The sequence below is a fragment of the Methyloligella halotolerans genome (genome assembly GCF_001708935.1).
Taxonomy (GTDB): Bacteria; Pseudomonadota; Alphaproteobacteria; order Rhizobiales; family Methyloligellaceae; genus Methyloligella; species Methyloligella halotolerans.
This window is the reverse complement of record NZ_MASI01000001.1, coordinates 716,876-736,184: the sequence shown is the minus strand read 5'-3', so window position 1 is coordinate 736,184 and position 19,309 is coordinate 716,876. Positions and strand designations below refer to the sequence as shown.

General features: G+C 65.3%; 16 protein-coding genes. 8 read left to right on the top strand and 8 right to left on the bottom strand.

Annotation, left to right across the window (positions count from 1 at the left end; genetic code table 11):
• Positions 1 to 222 precede the first annotated feature (222 nt).
• Positions 223 to 1,104: a fructosamine kinase family protein gene (locus A7A08_RS03605; RefSeq protein ID WP_069094122.1), complete on the bottom strand. Its 882-nt coding sequence runs from the start codon at positions 1,102 to 1,104 to the stop codon at positions 223 to 225.
• Between the two features lie 66 nt (positions 1,105 to 1,170).
• Here A7A08_RS03605 and A7A08_RS03600 point away from each other — a divergent pair, with 66 nt between their 5' ends.
• Positions 1,171 to 1,992 (top strand): UDP-2,3-diacylglucosamine diphosphatase, encoded by an 822-nt coding sequence (locus tag A7A08_RS03600; protein ID WP_069094304.1) that lies wholly within the window; start codon positions 1,171 to 1,173, stop codon positions 1,990 to 1,992.
• Positions 1,992 to 3,194, top strand: coding sequence for a glycosyltransferase family 4 protein (locus tag A7A08_RS03595; RefSeq protein ID WP_069094121.1), 1,203 nt, complete (start codon positions 1,992 to 1,994; stop codon positions 3,192 to 3,194). Before A7A08_RS03600 ends, A7A08_RS03595 begins: the two co-directional genes overlap by 1 nt.
• A 44-nt stretch (positions 3,195 to 3,238) precedes the next feature.
• Here the strand turns inward: A7A08_RS03595 and A7A08_RS03590 are convergent, their stop codons facing one another.
• From A7A08_RS03590 to A7A08_RS03580, 3 genes are read right to left on the bottom strand one after another with little or no spacing between them, the layout of a single operon-like run.
• Positions 3,239 to 4,171 carry a hypothetical protein gene (locus A7A08_RS03590; RefSeq protein WP_141693823.1) on the bottom strand — a complete coding sequence of 311 codons (933 nt, stop codon included), beginning with the start codon at positions 4,169 to 4,171 and terminating at the stop codon, positions 3,239 to 3,241.
• A gap of 40 nt (positions 4,172 to 4,211) precedes the next feature.
• Positions 4,212 to 5,222, bottom strand: coding sequence for an N-acetyl-D-Glu racemase DgcA (dgcA, locus tag A7A08_RS03585; RefSeq protein WP_069094119.1), 1,011 nt, complete (start codon positions 5,220 to 5,222; stop codon positions 4,212 to 4,214).
• Positions 5,223 to 5,243: 21 nt separating this feature from the next.
• Positions 5,244 to 8,939 carry a coiled-coil domain-containing protein gene (locus A7A08_RS03580; RefSeq protein WP_069094118.1) on the bottom strand — a complete coding sequence of 1,232 codons (3,696 nt, stop codon included), beginning with the start codon at positions 8,937 to 8,939 and terminating at the stop codon, positions 5,244 to 5,246.
• Between the two features lie 424 nt (positions 8,940 to 9,363).
• Between A7A08_RS03580 and A7A08_RS03575 the strand changes: the two genes are divergently transcribed.
• The 3 genes from A7A08_RS03575 to A7A08_RS03565 all read left to right on the top strand — a co-directional run bounded on the left by A7A08_RS03575 (position 9,364) and on the right by A7A08_RS03565 (position 11,276).
• Positions 9,364 to 9,756: an Hpt domain-containing protein gene (locus A7A08_RS03575; protein ID WP_141693822.1), complete on the top strand. Its 393-nt coding sequence runs from the start codon at positions 9,364 to 9,366 to the stop codon at positions 9,754 to 9,756.
• Positions 9,757 to 9,918: 162 nt separating this feature from the next.
• Complete coding sequence (locus A7A08_RS03570; RefSeq protein ID WP_069094116.1) at positions 9,919 to 10,239, top strand: 2Fe-2S iron-sulfur cluster-binding protein; 321 nt, start codon at positions 9,919 to 9,921, stop codon at positions 10,237 to 10,239.
• 8 nt (positions 10,240 to 10,247) lie between these two features.
• Positions 10,248 to 11,276: an NAD(P)/FAD-dependent oxidoreductase gene (locus A7A08_RS03565; protein ID WP_069094115.1), complete on the top strand. Its 1,029-nt coding sequence runs from the start codon at positions 10,248 to 10,250 to the stop codon at positions 11,274 to 11,276.
• 31 nt (positions 11,277 to 11,307) lie between these two features.
• Here the strand turns inward: A7A08_RS03565 and A7A08_RS03560 are convergent, their stop codons facing one another.
• Positions 11,308 to 12,372: a hypothetical protein gene (locus A7A08_RS03560; protein WP_069094114.1), complete on the bottom strand. Its 1,065-nt coding sequence runs from the start codon at positions 12,370 to 12,372 to the stop codon at positions 11,308 to 11,310.
• 170 nt (positions 12,373 to 12,542) lie between these two features.
• Between A7A08_RS03560 and A7A08_RS03555 the strand changes: the two genes are divergently transcribed.
• Positions 12,543 to 13,103, top strand: a complete 561-nt coding sequence (locus tag A7A08_RS03555; RefSeq protein ID WP_069094113.1) for an RNA polymerase sigma factor — start codon at positions 12,543 to 12,545, stop codon at positions 13,101 to 13,103.
• On the top strand, positions 13,103 to 14,266 hold the full coding sequence (locus A7A08_RS03550; protein ID WP_069094112.1) for an anti-sigma factor family protein: 1,164 nt from the start codon (positions 13,103 to 13,105) through the stop codon (positions 14,264 to 14,266). Before A7A08_RS03555 ends, A7A08_RS03550 begins: the two co-directional genes overlap by 1 nt.
• Here A7A08_RS03550 and A7A08_RS03545 read toward each other — a convergent pair.
• A complete protein-coding gene (locus A7A08_RS03545; protein ID WP_141693821.1) occupies positions 14,263 to 14,673 on the bottom strand; it encodes a hypothetical protein in 411 nt (136 codons plus the stop codon). The two genes, A7A08_RS03550 and A7A08_RS03545, sit on opposite strands and share 4 nt — an antisense overlap.
• 1,013 nt (positions 14,674 to 15,686) lie before the next feature.
• Here A7A08_RS03545 and A7A08_RS03540 point away from each other — a divergent pair.
• Positions 15,687 to 16,754 (top strand): hypothetical protein, encoded by a 1,068-nt coding sequence (locus A7A08_RS03540; RefSeq protein WP_141693820.1) that lies wholly within the window; start codon positions 15,687 to 15,689, stop codon positions 16,752 to 16,754.
• Positions 16,755 to 16,769: 15 nt separating this feature from the next.
• Here the strand turns inward: A7A08_RS03540 and A7A08_RS03535 are convergent, their stop codons facing one another.
• Positions 16,770 to 17,747 (bottom strand): YcjF family protein, encoded by a 978-nt coding sequence (locus tag A7A08_RS03535; RefSeq protein WP_069094109.1) that lies wholly within the window; start codon positions 17,745 to 17,747, stop codon positions 16,770 to 16,772.
• A complete protein-coding gene (locus A7A08_RS03530; protein WP_069094108.1) occupies positions 17,744 to 19,195 on the bottom strand; it encodes a YcjX family GTP-binding protein in 1,452 nt (483 codons plus the stop codon). The genes A7A08_RS03535 and A7A08_RS03530 overlap by 4 nt, the downstream gene beginning before the upstream one ends.
• Positions 19,196 to 19,309 lie beyond the last annotated feature (114 nt).

Genomic DNA, 19,309 nt, shown 5'->3' with positions numbered 1-19,309 from the left:
GGGGACGTAAGGCTCCAAACGGACCGAGAGGTTCGAGGGACAGTTGAACGGATCCGATCCAATAAGAAGTAAGGATCCGGGAGACATTGGGGGGGCGAGTTGGAGACCTTGTTGAGGCATTAGCCTCCGAGCCAACTCGTTTCGCAGGGAAAACCGGCCCGCTTTGCGGGCCGGTTTTTTTTGTGCGTCCGTAGGTGAAAAAACGGCCGCAAAACGCGGGTTCTAAAGCCCGATTCGCCGTAGCGTCGAATCGATGCCTCCCAGGTATCCGGCGCCGAAAAGCCGGACATGCACCAGTGTCGGATAGAGATTGTAGAGATCCTTCCGCAGCGTATGGAAGCCCGGCTCCAACGGCGAGATCGCCTCGTAAGCGTCGAAGAAGGCGTTCCCGAAGGTCCCGAACATGGTGGTGAAGGCCAGCTCGATCTCCGGATGGCCGAAAGATATGGCCGGGTCCACGAAGCCAGCGATTCGGTCGCCTTTCAACAGCACGTTGCCGGTCCAGAGATCGCCGTGGAGCAGGCTGGGGTGATCCGGCTTCACAAGGTATTCGTCGAGCCGTTCAGCCAGGCGCTCAAGCCGCCCCAGATCGGCGGTCGATAGCGGACCCTTCTCATGGGCCATCCGCGCCATGGCCATCAGCCGATGCTCCGCGAAGAACGGGATCCAGCGATCGGACTCTGGGTTCCGCTGGGGAAGGGGGCCGATCACAGTGTCCTTGGGGTAGCCGAATCGCGTTCCCCGGACCGAATGCAGGGCCGCGATGATCTCCGCGGCATCCCGTTCCACGGCGCCGGTGATGCGTCCGCCGTCGGTCTCGATGAAATCCATCACCAGCAGATCGGCATCGCAATGATGCACCGCCGGCACCGGGAAATCCGACAGCCGGCGCAGCTCGCTCAGCATATAGCCTTCGATCTTCAGGGGGGCTGCCCATAACCCATTGGAAAGCTGGGTTTTCCCAGGCGATCGCATGGCCTTTACGGCGAGATGCCGACCATCGCGCAGCCGGACCTCCAGCCCCTCCAGACCGAAGCCGACGGGCAAACTGGCCGATTGGACGATTTCGTCGCCCAGCACCGTCTCAAGCCGTTCCTTCAACATGACGCACCCGTGTCGCCTGTCACATCCCTGAAACAATACGGGCTTACCTGCCGCATCATCATGGATATGCCGGTTACACCTCTCACACCCCGCCCTGAAGTGAAGCATTACCGGGCATTGTTCATCTCCGATATTCACCTGGGCACCAAGGCCTCGCAGGCCGCGGCGTTCCTGGAATTCCTCAAGACGGTCGAGGCCGAGAAGATCTACCTGGTCGGCGACATCGTCGATTTCTGGCGGATCCGCCGCGGCGTCTACTGGCCGCAATATCACAACGACGTTCTGCAGAAGTTGCTTCGTAGGGCGCGCAAGGGGACCGAATTGATCGTCATCCCCGGCAATCACGACGAGGTGCTGCGCGACTACTGCGGCGCGAGCTTCGGTGCCATCCGGGTGGAACGGGACACCATTCACGAGGCGGCCGACGGAAAGCGCTACCTCGTGATGCACGGCGACGAGTTCGATGTGGTGGTCCGCTACGCCAAGTGGATCGCCTTCCTCGGCGACGGCGCCTACAACTTCGCGCTCTGGATCAACACCCATTTCAACACGATGCGGCGTTGGTTCGGACTGCCGTACTGGTCTTTGTCTGCGTATCTGAAGCACAAAGTGAAGCGTGCGGTGAATTACATTGGTGAGTTTGAGGCGGCGCTTGTCCAAGAGGCAGCCCGCCGTGGGACACAAGGGGTCATCTGCGGCCATATCCATCATGCCGCGAAGCGCCAGATCGGCGAGGTGACCTATATCAACACCGGAGACTGGGTCGAGAGCTGTACGGCAGTCGCCGAGACCCAGGCGGGGACGTTCGAGATTATTCGATGGACCCCCGCGATCTCCGGGGTAAGACCCCAGCCTATCCCCGACGAGGAGCTCGAGGCGGCGGCCTGATGAAGGTGCTCGTTGCCACGGATGCCTGGCACCCCCAGGTCAATGGTGTGGTGTGCACCTACGATCGCCTGGCCAAGGAGGTCGCCAAGCGGGGGGATGAGCTGCATTTCCTGACACCCCAGGACTTCCGCACCGTCCCGTGCCCCACTTACCCGGAGATCAGGCTGGCGCTCGCATGGCCCCGCAAGGTGGCGCGGCGGATAGAAGAGATCGCCCCCGACTTCATTCATATTGCGACGGAAGGCCCGGTGGGCCTCATGACGCGACGCTACTGCATCACGCGGAAGCGGCCCTTCACGACGAGCTACCACACGCGCTTCCCGGAATACGTTTCGGCCCGTCTGCCGGTGCCACTGCGGCTCGGCTATGCGGTCGAGCGCTGGTTCCACAATCGCGCCGCCGGCACGTTCGTCGCCACCCAATCGATGGCCGAGCAGCTGAAACGGGAGGGGATCGAGCGCATCATGCCTTGGTCCCGGGGCGTCGACACGGAGCACTACCGGCCCCGGCCATCGCGCCTCTTCGGCGACGGCCCTGTCTTCCTCTATGTCGGCCGCATTGCCGTGGAGAAGAATATCGAGGCGTTTCTCTCCCTCGATCTTCCCGGCAAGAAGGTGCTGACGGGCGGCGGGCCCCAGGCGGCCATGCTTGAGAAGAAATATCCCGATGCGATCTTCACTGGGCCCAAACATGGCGAGGAACTGGCCGAGATCTACGCCTCGGCGGATGTGTTCGTCTTCCCCAGCCTCACCGATACCTTCGGGCTGGTGCTGCTGGAAGCCATGGCGAGCGGGGTGCCCGTTGCGGCCTATCCAGTCTGCGGACCGAAAGATGTCGTCACCGATCCGGCGGCGGGCGTGCTGAGTGAGGATCTCCGCGACGCCGCGCTCAAGGCACTCGAGCTCGACGGCAGCGCGGCACGGGCCCACGCGCTGAAATTCAGCTGGGAAGTGTCGGCCGATCAGTTCTTGGAAAATGTGCTTGCCGCAAACGACGTCAGGCCTCGGCGGCGGACCTTCACCCGGTGGCGCAATGCCAACCGGCCTCAGATAGAAGGACGGCCCGGTTGGGGGGAAACCGGGCGTCTCGCACTCATGCGTCTATTGGGGGACGCTTGGGGGATAGTGCGTCCAAACTCAAATGGGAATCAGCCCCGCGGAAATCAAGAGTTTCCGCAAGCGTCTCGCCCGAAAAAATCGTAAGCGACTGAAACGATTCGGCTTTCGCGCCGTGCGCGCGACTGTGGTCAGCCGAACAGTAGGGCCAGCCTTGTCGCGTCCAGGCGGCTCATGGCGGCGTCTAGGGAATCCCGCTCTCTCGCGCTTTCGTCGTCCTGCCCCGCCGTAGGTCTTTGGGCTACATCCGCCTGGAAAGGGGACGAAGCTCCGGCCTGATCTGCAGCTTGCCGGTCTTGGGCTTCCCCAGTCGGGGCTTCGGCGTAGCCGGAGCTGGAATCGGCCGGGACCTCGGCCATGTCGGAAATATCGCCCTCGGCGACGAATTCCGGCGCCAGAGGAATGTCGGGTTCCGCGATCCCTTCCGGCGGCGTGGTTCCGTTGGACCCGGAACCGGAATCCTTCTCACGGGGCGCATCCGAGGCTTGGTGCGTCGAGGCCGGCCCGCCAAGCGCCGTCTCCAGCGCCTCCGCAATCAGCCTGAGGAGATGAATGGCGTTCTCCTTCCGCTGATAGACCACATCCTGGAACGAGCACGCGGCGTAGATATCGGCGGTATGCCGCTCGATGGTCTCGCAGGTCTTCCGGTCGATCCCCTGGTCCCGCATCTCCCAGGAAAAGTCCTGAATGGCTTCCGTGGCGATCAGAATATCCGCGGCGGCATCCTTGCTCGCCTGCTCCATGGCCGCCACGTCCCGTGCGGCGGTCTCAGCGTCTTGTTTCAGCCTCGCGAAGGGCAGGGCGGGGAAGGATCGCGCCGGCGTTCCGGCGGGATCGGATGCGCTCCCCGATACGTTCTCAGCGCCTCCCTTCACCACCCGCTCGAGCCGCTCGATGGCGGAGAGCACAAGGGTCGTGTCGGCGCTGCGGTTGCGGCGCGCATGCTCGGCGAGAAACCAGCGCCCGCGCGGCGTCTGCTGCAGCGCGGTCTCGATCTTCGCGTAATCCTCTTGCCGTCCGCCTTCGCAAGCGGCGGTCTCGGCATTCATCTGTCCCTCGGCCATGGCGAGAGAATCTAGCTGATTCGAACGGAAATCAGGGATTTCATCCCCAAAGCGCCGGCTCGGGCGGCTGAAGCTTCCCGTCGCGATAAGCGAGCGGCGCGAGCCGGTCCTCGGCCAGCAGCAGCGGCCCGTCCAGATCCACCCAATCCGCCTGTTGCGCCAGCAGCATCGCCGGCGCCATGGCAAGCGAGGTTGAGACCATGCAGCCCACCATGATCTTGAGGTCGAGACTCTGGGCCTCACGGAGAAGCGCCAGCGCCTCGGTCAGCCCGCCGGTCTTGTCGAGCTTGATATTGATCGCGTCGTAGCGGCCGGCGAGCGCGCGTAAGCCCTCACGGTCATGCACGGATTCGTCGGCGCAAACCGGGACGTGGTGGGTGATCCCGGCAAGAGCGGCGTCCTCGCCCGCCGGCAATGGCTGCTCGATGAGCTCCACACCGGCGCGCCCGGCGGCCGCCATCAAAGCTTCCAGGTTATCGGGCCGCCAAGCCTCGTTGGCATCGGCGATGAGCCGGACTGACGGCGCCGCCTCACGGATGGCGGCGAGCCGCGCCTCGTCCCCGTCGCCGCCGAGCTTCAGCTTCAGGAGCGGATATTGGGCAGCCGCCTTGGCTTTGGCGGCCATGGCCTCGGGCGTATCCAGCGAGATCGTAAAGGCCGTCTCGACGGCCTCAGGGGCAGCGAGCCCGGCGAGAGCGTAGGCCGGCTTGCCGCGAAGCTTTGCCTCCAGATCCCAAAGGGCGCAATCGAGCGCGTTCCGCGCGGCGCCTGGCGGCAGCAAGTCCTGCAAATGCGCGCGGTCTTCATGGCCAGTCAGCTGGGCGCTGGCCCGATGGATATCCGACACGACGCCTTCCATGGACTCGCCGTACCGCCCATAGGGAACGCATTCCCCACGGCCGATCGCATCGCCCGACGCGAGCGTCGCCACGGCGACCTCAGCGAAGTCCTTGCTGCCGCGGGAGATGGAGAAGCCGCCGCGAATCGGCCATCGCTCGGTGACGACGGCCAGCCGGGGCTGGCGCCCTATGGCGCCTTCCTCAGGAGACATGTCGCAGGCGACCTTGCGTTCCTAGCGCAGCCGACCGCTGGCATGGGCGAGCAGCAGATAGACGCGGCCCGTCTCGGAGACGAGATAATTGTCCAGCATCCGCCCTTCCGGATCGGCCTGCTCGGCCTCGCCGAGCAGCCGCTCGAAATCGCTCATATAGCGGTCCACGGTGGCCCGGAATTCGGCGTCCCGCGTGTAGCGCCGGCTGATCTCGTCGAACGTGCCTTGCCCCTCCTGGGTATAGAGACGGCGGTTCAGCACGCCTTCCTGGCCGGAGCGATAACGCTGCCAGACATCGGCCGCGGTCCGCTGGTCGATCGCCCGTGCGATCTCGTCGAGCCGCAAGCCGCCAGGCGCGGTGCTGCCGCCAGGCTTCGCGTTGCGCGGAGGCTGCTGCGGCCGGCCGGAGGCATTCCCCGCCTTACCGCCTTGGCCGCCCGTGTTGCGGGCGTTGCCCGAGCCGCCATATCCGCTACCCGAATAGGAGGAAGCGCCGCTGAGCTGCTCGGCCAGATTGCTCGCCACCGAGCCGATATCGCCCGACGCGCCGCCGGTCGGGCGGCCATAAGAATCGAACTCCGGCACCGGCGAGTAATCGTATTGATGCACCGGCGGAATGGTCTCGCCGCTCAGAGGCGTGGCGGCGTCGTAAGGCGACGCGCCGTAATCCGAAGATCCCCCGTAGGCGGACGAGGCTGTGCCCTTCGATGCGGAGGATGAGGAGGGGCGATACGCGCCTTCCTGGCCGCGGGAGGAGCCTTGTCCGGCGGCTTGTCCCAGACCCTGGCTGATGCCCTGGGTCGCGGCGCTGGTGAGGACCGGGGTGATCGCCTCGATCTCGGAGATCTGGTTGGCGAGCGCCTTGCGGATCGCTTCCGTCGCCTGGGCGGTATGCTCGGGCAGGGCCTCCATGCGGGTCTGCATCTCGTGGCGCAGAGACTCCAGATCGCCCGCGGTCTGCCGGGCGACCTCGCGCATGCCCTGAGTGGTATGGGCGAACTGACCGCGCATCTGCTCCATCTGCTGACCGAGATCGCCGATCACCTTGGCGAAGCTGTTCTTCAGATCGGCGACGGCGCGGGCCGTGTGGTTCTGCGCGTCGGTGCGAAGCTTCTCGATCTGAGCGACCGCCTGGCGGGCCTGATGAGACGTATCGCGGGAGAGCAGCTGGGTGGCGTGCTTGGCACGCTCCTCCGCCTCCGTCATCGAATTGGTGATGACGCCCACATAGGTCTTCATCTGGTCGTCCAGCTCGCGGGCCTTCGAGTTGACCGTGTGGAGCAGGCCGATGATCGCCTGGTGGCGGCTCTCCAGGATCGAGTCGATCTTGGTGTTGGACGTCTCCAGCGCCTTCGCGGCGGTGAGGATGCCCTGGCCCTGGTTCTCGAACCGCTGGGTGAGGCTGTGGATCTGCTCCAACAGGCCGGAGGAGACCTCTTTCAAGGAATCCGTCTGCTTGGTCAGCACATCGACGGCCTGGCCGGACTGTTTGCCCACGATCGCCGCGGTCTCCTGCAGCGACGCTGAGTTCTCCGACAGAACCCGGTGCAGCAGCTCCGTCTGGCGGCCGAAAGTCTGCTCGGCGCCCTGAACGTGCTTGGCCAGAACCTGATCCACTTCGCCTGTGCGTTGCTGGAAGGTCGTGTCGATGGCCTTGAGCCGCGCATCGAGCCCCTGGGTGACCGCGCCGCCGCGCTGCTCGATCGTGGTGTCGATGGCCTTGAGACGGTCGTCCAGGCCTTTCGCCACCTCTCCGGCGCGGTGCTGGAGCTGCTTGTCCATGGCGATCAGCCGCTCGTCCATCCGCTTGGTGGCGAAGGCCGTCCGCTGCTCGAAGGTCTCGTCGATCGCCTTCATGTTCTCGTCGAGGGTCTTGGAGACCTGCGCGCCGCGCTCCTGGAAGGTCTTGTCCAGAAGGGCCAGCTTGTCGTCGAGATTCTTGGTGACCGAGCCGCCGCGTTCGTCGAGGGTCTTCGCGATGAGGGTGAGACGCTCGTCCAGCCCCTTGTTCACCGCATTGCCGCGCTCCTCGAATGCCTTGTCCAGAAGCGTCAGCCGCTCGTCCAGCCCCTGGGCGACAGCGACCGTGCGATGCTCCAGGATCTTGTCGATGGCCGTCAGGCGCTCGTCGATACCCTTGGCCACCGCGCCCGCCCGCTCGCCGAATGCCGTGTCGACCGCATTAAGCCGCGCATTGAGCGCCTTGGAAACGGAGTCGGAGCGTTCCGCCAGGGTGCGGTCCAGCGCCACTGCGCCCTGGTTGATGCTGGAGGTGAAGGCGTCGGTACGCGAGCGCAGCGCGCTCTCCAGGCCGGTGATGCTCTGGTCGGCCGACACGGCGAACACTTCCGTGCCGTCCTCCAGGGTCTTCACCAGGGTCTGCGCTCCGCGATCGATCTGGGAGCCGAGCGCGTTTGCCCGCTCCTGGAGCCGCGATTCCAGAATGTCGCTGCGCTCCTGCATCGTCGTCTCGATACGGCGTGTGCCGTCCTCGACCAGGGACTCCAGCCCCTGGATCCGCTCCGCCAAGCTCATGGCGAAACCGGCGCTGCGCTCCTGCATCACCCGGTCGAACTGTTCCGTGCGGGAGCCGACCGCCCCTTCGAGGGCTGCGAGGTTGTTCACGGCATCCTCGACCAGCTTGGTGAGGCCGAGCTGTTCCTTGCCGAGCTCCTGCAGAAGGCCGGGCATCTTTGCCGCGATCGCGTCCTGAACCTTGTAGACTTCCTGGGCGGCCTCGTTGGAGCGCGCCACCAGAAGCTGGGTCAGCTTGAGACCGCGATCGGCGAGGTTCTTGTCGATCTCGTTGGTCGCGGCGGCAATGTCCTTGGCCACCTGCTGGCCCACACCTTTGAGCGATGCGCTGACGCGATCGGAATTGTTCAAAAGCGCTTCGCGCTCGCTCGCCAGCTCGCTGATCAGGCCGCGGACCCGGGTCTCGTTATCGCCGTAGGAGCGCTCCAGCGCGGCCACTTCGTTATGGACCAGCGCTTCCAGCTCGCTCGCCCGGCCGATAGCGCGGGAGATGCCGTCGTTCATGGCCGCCACCTGGCGGCGGATGACCTGACCGAGCGACGCGACGGACTGCTCCGCCAGCTTGTCGGGTTCGGCAAGACGAACGGCCACTTCGGTCATGGCGGATGCCATCAGCCGCAGCTCCTGGGCGCGCCATACCAGCAGGGCGAGGAACCAGAAGATCGCGATCGGGATGACGATGGCCATCGCCGCGGCGAGGGTGCTCGGCGTGGTGGAGAGGCTTTCGGAGGTCAGCAGCCCATAGCTGAGGAAGCCGCCGATCACGAACCACACGGCGCTCGCCACGGCGGCGACGACGAAAGGCGTGCTGGAAGGCTTCTGCTGCAGCGAGAAGATCAGACCGCCGATAGAGGGGAGGTCGTCATTGGCGGGGGTAGCGAGCCTGCGCGGCGGGGGGCCCGCCGGACGGCGGCGCGCCGGTTGGGCGGCATCGGGCTCTTCGTCCCGTTCCGCCTTGAGCTCGGGCGCAGCCGGTGCTGCAGGCGTTTCGGTCGCCTTGCGCTGCTGCAAACGTTCCGTCAGGGAGATGCGCCGCTTGCCGCTTGGAGCGCCTGAAGCGTCCGGCCGTGGCCGGTCGGTCGCCGCGAAGCGGGACCTCTTGGCGTCGGATTGCTTGTCCTCAGGCGATTTCTCGGTGTCGTCCGACTTCGCGTCTTTCGACCGGGCTCGTTCCTGCGCCATCACGCATTCCTCGTACAACTATACTCAACGAGAGAATTGGTGCCGCTTGAACTAGATACAGACCCGCTTACGCGCGGCCTCTCCCGGAAGTCGCCTCTATCGGACCATACAGGCCCCGAGCTTCCGTTCTCATTCCCCCGCCAGGTCATGGTTAGCGAAAAATGAATGCCATGGGAAGGTGAATCGCCAAACATCCTAAACGGAGGATAAGTCGCTCTTATTACGCAGAATTCCCTCACCACGCGGCGCATCGGCCAACGGCGCCGCGCGCCGCTGGAGTCTGGCGCTTTCCTCAATGAGATAGTGTTGGGGAGTTCATAACCTCTGACAGAGTATATGAGGCAACTACGCTGAATCGTTTTACAAACCCCGGTCCGAACGCCGCTCTACCGAGGGCGGAGGGGCCGGAGGGCGAAGTATCGACATGACGGCGACCTCAGATCCTTGCGAAACCGGCGGAAAGTTATCCACAGACCCCGGGAAAACCGCGGCATTAGATCGCGCCCATTTGGCTCGCTATACCGCCGGCGATGCCGAACTGGAGCAAGAGGTGCTCGGCCTGTTTGCAGACCAATCCGTCATCTATCTCGAACGCATGCGGTGTGCGGAGACGGAGAGCGCCTGGCGCGACGCAGCGCACTCTATGAAAGGATCGGCAAAGGCTGTCGGCGCCTTCGCCGTGGCGGCAGCGGCCGAAGCGGCTGAAACAAGCCCCGGGGGATACACGTTTGAAGAGCGAAAGAGGTTGCTCGCAACGCTAGAAGCAGCGCTTTCCGAGGCGCAAGAGCAGATCCGGAATCTGCAACGAGAGCGCTAGCGGCACGGCTCCGCAAACATGCTTGCGGGCTGGCAACCCACCGGCAATTGCCTTATAGAGCAACGATCACGCAAGGGAATGCTCCCTTTCACCGTGGGTGCAGACGATGCATTGTCTGCACATCTCCCACAACCGATGAGACGAGCGAACGTAGCCTTACGCATGGCGAAAATAACATTTATTGAGCATAGCGGGCGGGAGCACACTGTTGAGGCAGAGCTTGGCCAGACCGTTATGGAAGCCGCGGTTCAAAACTCCATTCCGGGCATTGCTGCCGAATGCGGCGGTGCCTGTGCCTGCGCGACCTGTCACGTCTATGTGCAGGAGCCGTGGCGCGAGCCCACCGGCACCCCGGAGCCCATGGAAGAGGACATGCTCGATTTCGCCTTCGATGTGCGCGATGAGAGCCGCCTCAGCTGCCAGATTACCGTGACCGAGGAACTCGACGGCCTCGTGGTCAAGGTCCCTGAGAAACAATTCTAGTAGGAACCATGTCGGAAGAACCTATTCAAACCGATGTCGTCATCGTGGGCGCTGGCCCCGTTGGACTGTTTGCCGTCTTCGAGCTCGGTCTCGTCGATCTGAAATGCCACGTCGTCGACATTCTGCCGCGCGCCGGCGGGCAGTGCAGCGAGCTCTATCCCGAGAAGCCGATCTACGACATTCCGGCCCTGCCGACCGTCACCGGCCAGGAGCTGACCGACCGTCTCATGGAGCAGATCGAGCCCTTCGGTGCCGAGTTCCATTTCAATGAGCGCGTCGACCAGCTGGAGCGCCTCGACGAAGGCTTCCGGCTGACCACCGACGGCGGCATCGTTCTCGATTGCAAGGTCGTGGTGATCGCGGCCGGCGGCGGCTCCTTCACGCCGAAGCGCCCGCCGCTGCCCGGCATCGAGGGTTACGAAGGCAAATCCGTCTTCTACTCGGTCAAGAAGATCGAGGATTTCCGCGACAAGGACGTGCTGATCGTCGGCGGCGGCGACTCAGCTCTCGACTGGAGCTTAAACCTGCAGCCTGTCGCCAAGTCGCTGACCCTGATCCATCGACGCGATCAGTTCCGCGCCGCGCCCGACTCCGTGAACAAGATGTTCAAGCTGGTCGAGAACGGCGACATCAAGTTCGAGCTGGGCCAGGTCACCGAGTTGCATGGCGACAACGGCGAGCTGACCGGCGTGACCGTGAAGGCGCCGGACGGCAACACCTTCGAGCAGCCGGCTAACGCCATGCTACCCTTCTTCGGCCTGACCATGAAGCTTGGGCCTGTCGCCGACTGGGGGCTGAACCTGGAAGAGAACCTCATTCCGGTCGACACGGAGAAGTTCGAGACCAGCGAGCCGCGGATCTTCGCCATCGGCGACATCAACAGCTATCCCGGCAAGCTGAAGCTCATCCTGTCCGGCTTCCACGAAGCCGCGCTCATGGCCCAGAAGGCCCATGAGTACATCTATCCGGACAAGAAGCTGACGTTCCAATACACGACGTCGTCCACGAGCCTGCAGAAGAAGCTCGGCGTCAAATAGCGAGGCGGGGGCCCGCAATAGGTTTGCGGGCCTAGCCGTCCTTCGCCCGGTACACTTCGATCCTGTAGGGGCTGAACAGGAAGCTCTCGAGCCGCGCGCCGAGCTTCATGTTGACCCGCGTGAAGAGGCCGGTGCCGCGCACGAGATCCCCGTCGCGGGAATCCAACAGCACGACATAGGCGGGACGGGGCCGCTCCCGGAGAGACGCCGCGATCCCGTTCATCACCTCGGCGAACACCTTGCGCGAAAACGGCGCGAAGAAATAATGCACCGTCGTTCCGCCGGGCGGCACGATCGTGGTGACGTCGGCGAGCTCGCACGCGACCTGGCGGCACTGCATGCGCGGCCGCGGGAACTGGGCGATGTTGAGCCGGGCGTCTTCGAAAAGCTCCTCCGCGAACTCCACCCCGCCGATCGACTTGAACGGATGCTGGGAGGCCATCAGCAACACCCGCCCGCGGCCGGCGCCGTAATCCACAAACCGGTAATGGCTGAGATCGTCTCGGATGGCGCTCATCACCCATTCGAAGACGAGGGCAGGGGTAGGGCGGTAGTCGCGCCCTTCCGCACGGTTGCCCCGAACGGTCAGCGTATTGATCTTGGCCTGCTTCGCCGTAGGCCGGAACAGCAGCTTGTCGAATTCCCGGTCGAACAGCATCCAGTGCCAGAAGAGCATTGAGGCCCGGGCCGCATCGCCGATGCTGGCTGGCGAAAGCGCCTGTCCGAGATCGGAGAATGAACGGACCAGCCAGCCCTGGGCATGGGAGGCCCCGCGCTTGCCGAGCCCGGCGCCCGCTCTGCCGGCCTTGCCGGAAAACGTCCTGATCTGCTTGCCGAGCGGCGCGTCGTTCACCTCGCGCTCCACCTCGGCTTCCCGCGCCAGCGTCTGCCGCGTCCGCCTCACCAGACCCGCGGTATCCTCCTTGCCGGGAGCGCTCTCGCCGTCGTTGCGTGCGGGAACGCCTTCGTCACTGGCAACTCCTTCCGCCGAGGACTGCTCGAGGCGCTTCGCCGACTCGACCGGCTCTCCGCTGCGCGAATCGTCCGGCGGCGTGGCGGCCGGGTCGGTCTCGGATTTTCGTTCGGGCTCCGGCATTTCGGCGGCCTCTGGCACGTTATGTTTTGCGCTGCAGATTAGGTTTTACCCAGATTCGCCAACAGCCTGAACAGTTTGTCGGGCCGTGCCGCCGGTTCCTTATGGTATTCTCCGATTCGCAAATAACAGGCGGCGGCCGAGGGTTCGGGGGGCGCGTCGCCGAGCGGGGAGTGACGGGTGGCAGAGTATGGCGACGAGACCGTAAGGGACGGTTTGATCACCATATTGCCTCGCTGAAGCGCTTCGCCGAGGTTCTCATCGGTGAACAGGAAGAGGGCACGGCGCTCCTAGGCCGCAGCCTGCGCGAGATGCTGGACCATGCCCACAGCTATCAGCGCGGCACGCCGCTCGACCGTTGGGCCTTCGGCGAGATCTACCGTCTCTGGCTTAAGGAGCTGCGTGGCCACGCCAATCCCATGCGCCGCGGCAGCCAGCCCGACGTGGAATTCCAGCAGCTGATCGCCGAGGAGGATGGCGCGCATCCCGATCCGCTGACCGTCTCCTTCATCGCCAATCTGCCGCCCCAGCAGCGGGTGACGCTGCTGCTGATCTACGGCGAAGGCTTCTCCTACGAGGACGCGAGCGTCATCCTGGATTGCGCCTTGGAGAGCATCGAGACCCGGCTGATCCGCGCCAGCGGCGGCCTCGCCAACAAGATCGGCGCGATTGGGGATGTGCTGCCCTCCGCCGAAGTCGAATCCCTCCACGCCCACCAAGCCGGAGCAGCGTGATGACCGAGCTCTCCGACGAGCTGTTGGTGGCCTATGTGGACGGCCAGCTTGCAAAAGATCAGAACCGCGCCATCGAGAAGGTCCTCAAGCAGGACGACGTGGTGGCCAGGCGGGCCGAGGCGCTGCAGGAAGCCCATGGTCGGCTGGAATTCGCCTTCGAATCCATCCTGGCGGGCGAGCTGCGCAACCTGGTGCCGAAGGAAAGCTTCCGCACGAATGCCGCCGAACGGCTGATTGCTGCGGAGCCGGAGCCAAGAGGCTGGCCTCTCCGGGTGCTCGCCATGTGCGGGCTTGTGGCCGGTATCGCCGGGATCGGGCTCGGCGTGATGGTGGCGCCGCGCGCGAGCCTCACGCCGTCCGTCGACCAGGCGGCGACCGATACCCCGGCGCCGGCCGGTCCGTTCGAGGCGCCCGCGAACCTGACCGCAGGCATCGAACCTGTCATGGAGACCGTGAAGGCGAAGTCGCCGAGCTTCGGTGCCTTCGATGCCCCGGCCACGTTGACGGCGGACCTCGCCCTTCCGCCGGCTCCGCCCCCGCCGCCGCCGGCACCGGCGAGCTGGCAGGAGAGGGCGGCCCAAGCCCATGCTCTGGTCAGCCGGGAAAGCCTCGAGGTCAGCATCGAAAGTCAGAAGAACCCGTATCTTTTGTCGTTCCAGCTCACCAAGGCCATCGGCCAGAACGTGAGGGGTCCGGATCTGCGCGCCGATGGCTATCGCTTCATCCGGGCTCAGGTGCTGCGCCTCGACGGCAAGCCCATCGCACAGATGCTCTATCTGCCCCAGTCGGGCGAGCCCCTGGCGCTTTACGCCACGCCTGCCGGCGAAGACGGCCAGCCGGAGTTCCTGAAGGAGGGCCCGGTCGGCGCGGTGAAATGGAGCGAGGGCGGCATTGCCTATCTGCTGGCCGCGGAGGTCGACGAGGGGGATCTCCTCCGCATCGCCGAGAAGATCCGCAACGAGCCGCGGGACGATCAACGCCTGCAAGCCGAAGACGACGCGCCCGACGATGCGGCGGCCGATGACGAAGCCGCCGGCCCGAAGGCTTCCGCAGAAGACACGGCGGAGCCGAAGGCGGAAGGTGGATCGTCTGGAGACGGGGAGTCCGATGCGGCGCCCGCCGAAGATTCGGACGCCGGGCCGAAAGGCTCAGGCAAGGACTAGTCGGCGGGACTCGCCCGGTGGGCGAAGTTCCCGGCGATGTACTGGTTGAGATCGTTCCGGATCGCGTCCGTCTTCTCCTTGGTGCAATAGCCCCGTTGCCCCCGGACCGTCTCCGTCACCGACTGATAGGTGTAGTCGTAGGCTTCCTCGATCCGGCGATATTCGGCCGCCGGTGTGCCGAGCCGCTGCATCTGCGCGAGATAGTTCGCCCGGAGCTGCGCTGGCTCGAAGATGAAGCCGCAACGGCTTGCCCGTGCCGAGGTCCACGCGACCTGCACCGGCCGGGACAGCGGATCCGCCTCGTTCATGTTCCAGGCGGCAGTTTCCTGATTCGACGTTCCGCAGCCCGCAAGGCCGGTCAGAACGGCAAGCAATGCGAGCGCGAATGCCGGAGCAGTCTGACGCAAGACGACCCTCCACTCCCTGAACTCAATCCAACTGCGCGGAGTGTACCGGATTACGCTCCGCGCGCTAACCGGCGGCGATATCAATCGGAAACGGCCGCGGCTGCAAGAGTGGAAGAGATTCGCTCTTGAGAGGTTCCGATTCGTGAGCTGAACGACCGCAACAGCGATCCCAGCAACCGCGATCCCCAACAAGAGAGCCCCTGGAATTCGAAATGCACCTCCAAACGCAAGAAAGGCGGAGCTGGCCAGCCCCGCCTCCCTTTGCGATGTCGATGCCACGCCCGTTCGGAGCGATCTATCGGCGCCGCGAGATCTTGCGATCTCACGCCGCATCGGCTTTCGCGCAAGTCGCCTCGCGCGGGGGCCGATACGACCCGGCTGCAGCCACTTGTTTTGCGTCGCGCTGCCACGACGCGGATCCGGAAATGGCCATCCCAGACCCGGGAACGGCGATGCCGCCTTCTGCGTGGGACACCCTGCCGGCTCAGCCTCAAACGGCATATCGGCAGAACCGTCAGACCGTGGTACCCCATGTTATCCGGCAGCTTCGCCTTCAGCCGTCCATGGCAGTGGACGACCTCGGCTTGCCTTGCCATATGAGCTTTCCCGGGACACCCTGGGTGGCATTGGCACGCTCCGCGAGAACGCCCGGATCACTCCGCTTGTTTTCCCGGAGCGTCCCGCCGCCGCCTTGGGGGAAACGGGTCCGCTCACAATTCGATGTTAGCTTGCCTCTTTTCACGTGCACGCATGCCGTGCAGGTTATCCCCGTTATCCACCGTTCCCGACTGTGGGAGTCTGGATTTCCATCCATCGCGGATTTCGTAAGCCCTACGAATCCGGAGTCTTGCGACCATATTCCGAGGATCGGATTTTGCGTGACCCCCGTGTCGCGTCTCCCATCTCCGCCGGGCCTATGCGACAAGGACACCATGCTTTTCTGCTCCGTCACGCCATTGCTATGCTATCCGGGCCCGCGCCATGGAGCGCGCCGGAAGGATGTGTTGTTTCAGATGAGGCCTGACTTTTTGGGCGGCCGGCCCAGTGCGGGCATCATTGCGCTCGCGTTCGTTGCCGGCATCATCGCCTCGCAAATCGTGCTCCTGCTCACCGCAGGCAGCGTCGGCATTCCAGGCGTCTACTCGGTCCATGTCATCGGGGAGAAGCACGGGGCGTCCGTGCCGGGCGAGCCCTCTGCCGCCACCAAGCCCCGCAGCCGCACCACGCCGCCGCCCATCGCCACCCCCGCACCGCCCGACGGGGAGCAGCTCCCGCAAGCCACGACCGAGGCGCCAGAGGCTGACAGCCCGCCTGTCGCGCAGCCTTCCGTGCCGCAAGAGGCCGATCGCGCCGCTAGCGATCCGGACGCCACTGCTGGGAAGCCTGCGAAGCCGGAAGTCGAACCAACGACCCCATCGAACGGCCCGGTCGGCTGGGAGGGGCCGCGAGGCGCGCCGGGCTCTGCTCCGGAAAGCGAGGGGGAGGCGGTGCTCGATGGCCCCATCGACCTCGATGTCGGCGACGCTGTAACCGATCTGAATCTCGAGGAAGCCAACGAGAACGACGCCGACAAGGACAAGGATAAGGACAAGAACGAGAAGAAGGAGAACGGAGAAGCCTCGCCGTCCGGCGGCCCGGCACCCTCCGCCCAGCCCGCACCGCCGCCGGCCGCCGGCGCCAGCGGCGAGCGCGAGGTGCTGCCTTGGGAGGCCACAGTGCCCGACCCACAGCTCATGGCGCCTGTCGACGTTCCCGAAGGCACGCCGGAGTTCAGCCTGCCGGCTGCGGACGCCGTGAAGGGCTGGCTCCAGGGCCGCGCATCCAACGCCGCCTCCGGAAACACGCGCTACGAGCTATGGCTGGAGCCGCCCATGGACATGCGGTTGCGGCTCACCGCCGTGGGTTATCAGTTCAAGCCCGCCTCGGGGGAGATGATCACGCGGCTCTCCCGCAAACCCGAAAGCGGCTTCCGCGTCTCCTTCGAAGCCGCGGCCTGCGAGGGCAGCATCACCCTCGTTCTCACCTATAAGGACGGCCGCTCCCACAAGGTGCCCGTCGATAGTTGCAACACGTTCAACTGAACGCGGCACTCGCGTCTATCGGATGCCGGCGACCTCGGCGACCATGGCCCGGAATCGCGGGCGCTTCGCCTCTATATAGGGGAGCGGCCGGCACACATCGATGGCGGCGATTCCGATCCGCGTCGTCAGCGCGCCGTTGAACATGCCTTCGCTGAGCCGCGTGGAAAGCCGTGCCGTGAGCCCGTGGCCGACCACCTGCTGGATGACATCGTCGCCCAGCGCGATGCCGCCGGTGAGCACGATGTGGCCCACCACCATGCGGGCGAGCTTCAGAAGCGCCAGCGTGCCGGGGCGCGCCCCATAGAGCGTCGCGAGCTTGCGCAGCATGCGCAGGTTCTCCGCCGCCACGAACATCATGTCGATCAGAGCCGCAGGGCTCACCGCGGTGACGACCGACACGCGCTTGGCAGACGCGGCGACGATGCCCCGCGCCAAGGGATCCAGCGGCGCCACCAGCGTGCGCTCGTCGAGCTTCAGGAGCTCGTCCGCATCCATGATGTCCCGTTCGCTCTCCGCAAGCCGGCTGAGGCCCCAGGCCATGTCCTGGCGGCCGTGATAGAGGCTTCTCAGCCGATGGGTGACGTCCTGGGCCAGCGGCTTGTCCTGCTGCCGGATCGCGCTCTCCGCCTCGTGGCGGATCTTGCCGAGCCGCCCTAGGCGCAAGAGCCCGATCGCTTCTTTGAGGACGATCATGGCAAGCGCCAGCAGCGCCACGACGGCCATCCCGATCGCCGCCCAGCCGATCCAGTCGTCGCGGGCCAAGAGGTCGCGCACCATGGCGTCGAACCAGATGGCGGCCCAGATCGACACCAGCCCGCCGATCGCGCCGATCAGGATGCTGCCCCAGGCGAAGCCGCGCTTCATCTTCGGGAGATTGCGTACGGTCGCTGGCGGGTTCGCGAGCGGCTCCTCCAGGACCGGCGGAGGAGGGGGCGGCGCGTCGATCTCCACCTCGTCGACCCGGAAGGAGGCGGGCTTTCTGGGGGAACTCATTCCAGATGGTCTCCGATCAGACTCTGAATCGCCCGGTCGAGCCGGATATTGGGGAAGGGCGCAAAGCCCCCGCCGGGAAGCGGCACCGGGTCCGGCGGCCGGAAGCGGACGAAGCGCACGTCCTCCGCCTGCATCCCTCCGCCACGCAGCGCAACGGCAGGATCTTCCGGAAGGTCGCCGGGGAAGATGGCGAATTCATCATCGCCGCCGAATTTCCGGCGCCCGATGGCCTCGCCCTGAAGCGGGTTGCCGATAATGCAGGGAAAGGTCTCGCCGCCCCGTTTCGCCGCGCCCTCGCGCGTCGCCCGGATCGCCGCCATGGCGAGCGCCTTCACGTCGGCCCCGCCATACTCGGCCCGCGCCATGGCCTGCTCGGTCAGCGCCTTCAGAATCGCCTGCAGCCGGTCATGGCTGGAATGATGCAGGTGGTCCGCCTTGGTCGCGGCGAAGACCAGTCGGTCGATGCGCGGGAAGAACAGGTTGGACAGGAACGAATTGGAGCCGGTGCGGAAGCATTCCAGGATGTCCGTCATGGCGCGCTCCAGATCGGCCACCGCTTCCGGTCCGCGATTGAGCGCCGCCAGAACGTCCACCAGCACGATCTGCCGGTCGAGACGGGAGAAGTGGTCCCGGAAGAACGGCCGCACAACATGGGTCTTATAGGCCTCGAAGCGCCGCGCCATCATCGCCCAGAGCGAGCCCTTGGGGAACTTGGTCTCGCCCTTCGCATCGAGAGGGGAGAAGGTCAGGGCCGGTGAGCCTTCCAGGTCTCCCGGCATGAGAAAGCGGCCGGGTGGCAGGGTCGAGAGGGCATATTGGTCGGCGCGGGCATCCGCCAGATACGTCTTGAACAGCTCGGAGAGCTGCACCGCCAGCGCTTCGTCGGCCGGCGCCGCCGGATCGATCTCGGCGAGCGCCTTGCGCCACCCAGCGGCGATTTTCTCGCGCCCGGCCTCCGTGCTTTGCCGCAGCGCCTGGGCCGACCATTCCGCGAAATCGAGCGAGAGCAGGGGCAGGTCGAGCAGCCACTCGCCCGGGTAATCGACAATGTCGACATGCAGCCGGTCGTAGCCGAGCTGCCGCTTCCAGAAGCCTTGCGGCTGATACTCGATGGCCAGGCGAAGCTGGCTGATCCGGCGCGTGCTCTCCGGCCAGGTCGGAGGCTCGCCCGTCAGATCCGCCATGTGAGCCTCGAAATCGAAGCGCGGCACCGTGTCGTCGGGCTGCGGCTCGAGGAAGACCCGCGAGACCCGCCCTTCGGCGGCCGCATCGAAGAACGGCAAGCGTCCGCCCGCGATCAGGTTGTGCACCAGCGCCGTGATGAAAACGGTCTTGCCGGAGCGGGCAAGCCCGGTCACGCCCAGCCGCAACGTTGGGCTGACCAGATCGCCGGCATAGTGGCCGACATTGCGGAAGATGTCGGTGGTGTCCTGAATCAGATTGACCATGAGGCGGGGAAGTCGACTTTCCTTGCATCGGCGGACGGGCGCAATCGCGGGCGCCCGGGCCCGCGCTCTTGCGTTTATGCAGCATATAAGCCCTAGCACGCGCCACCGAAACAA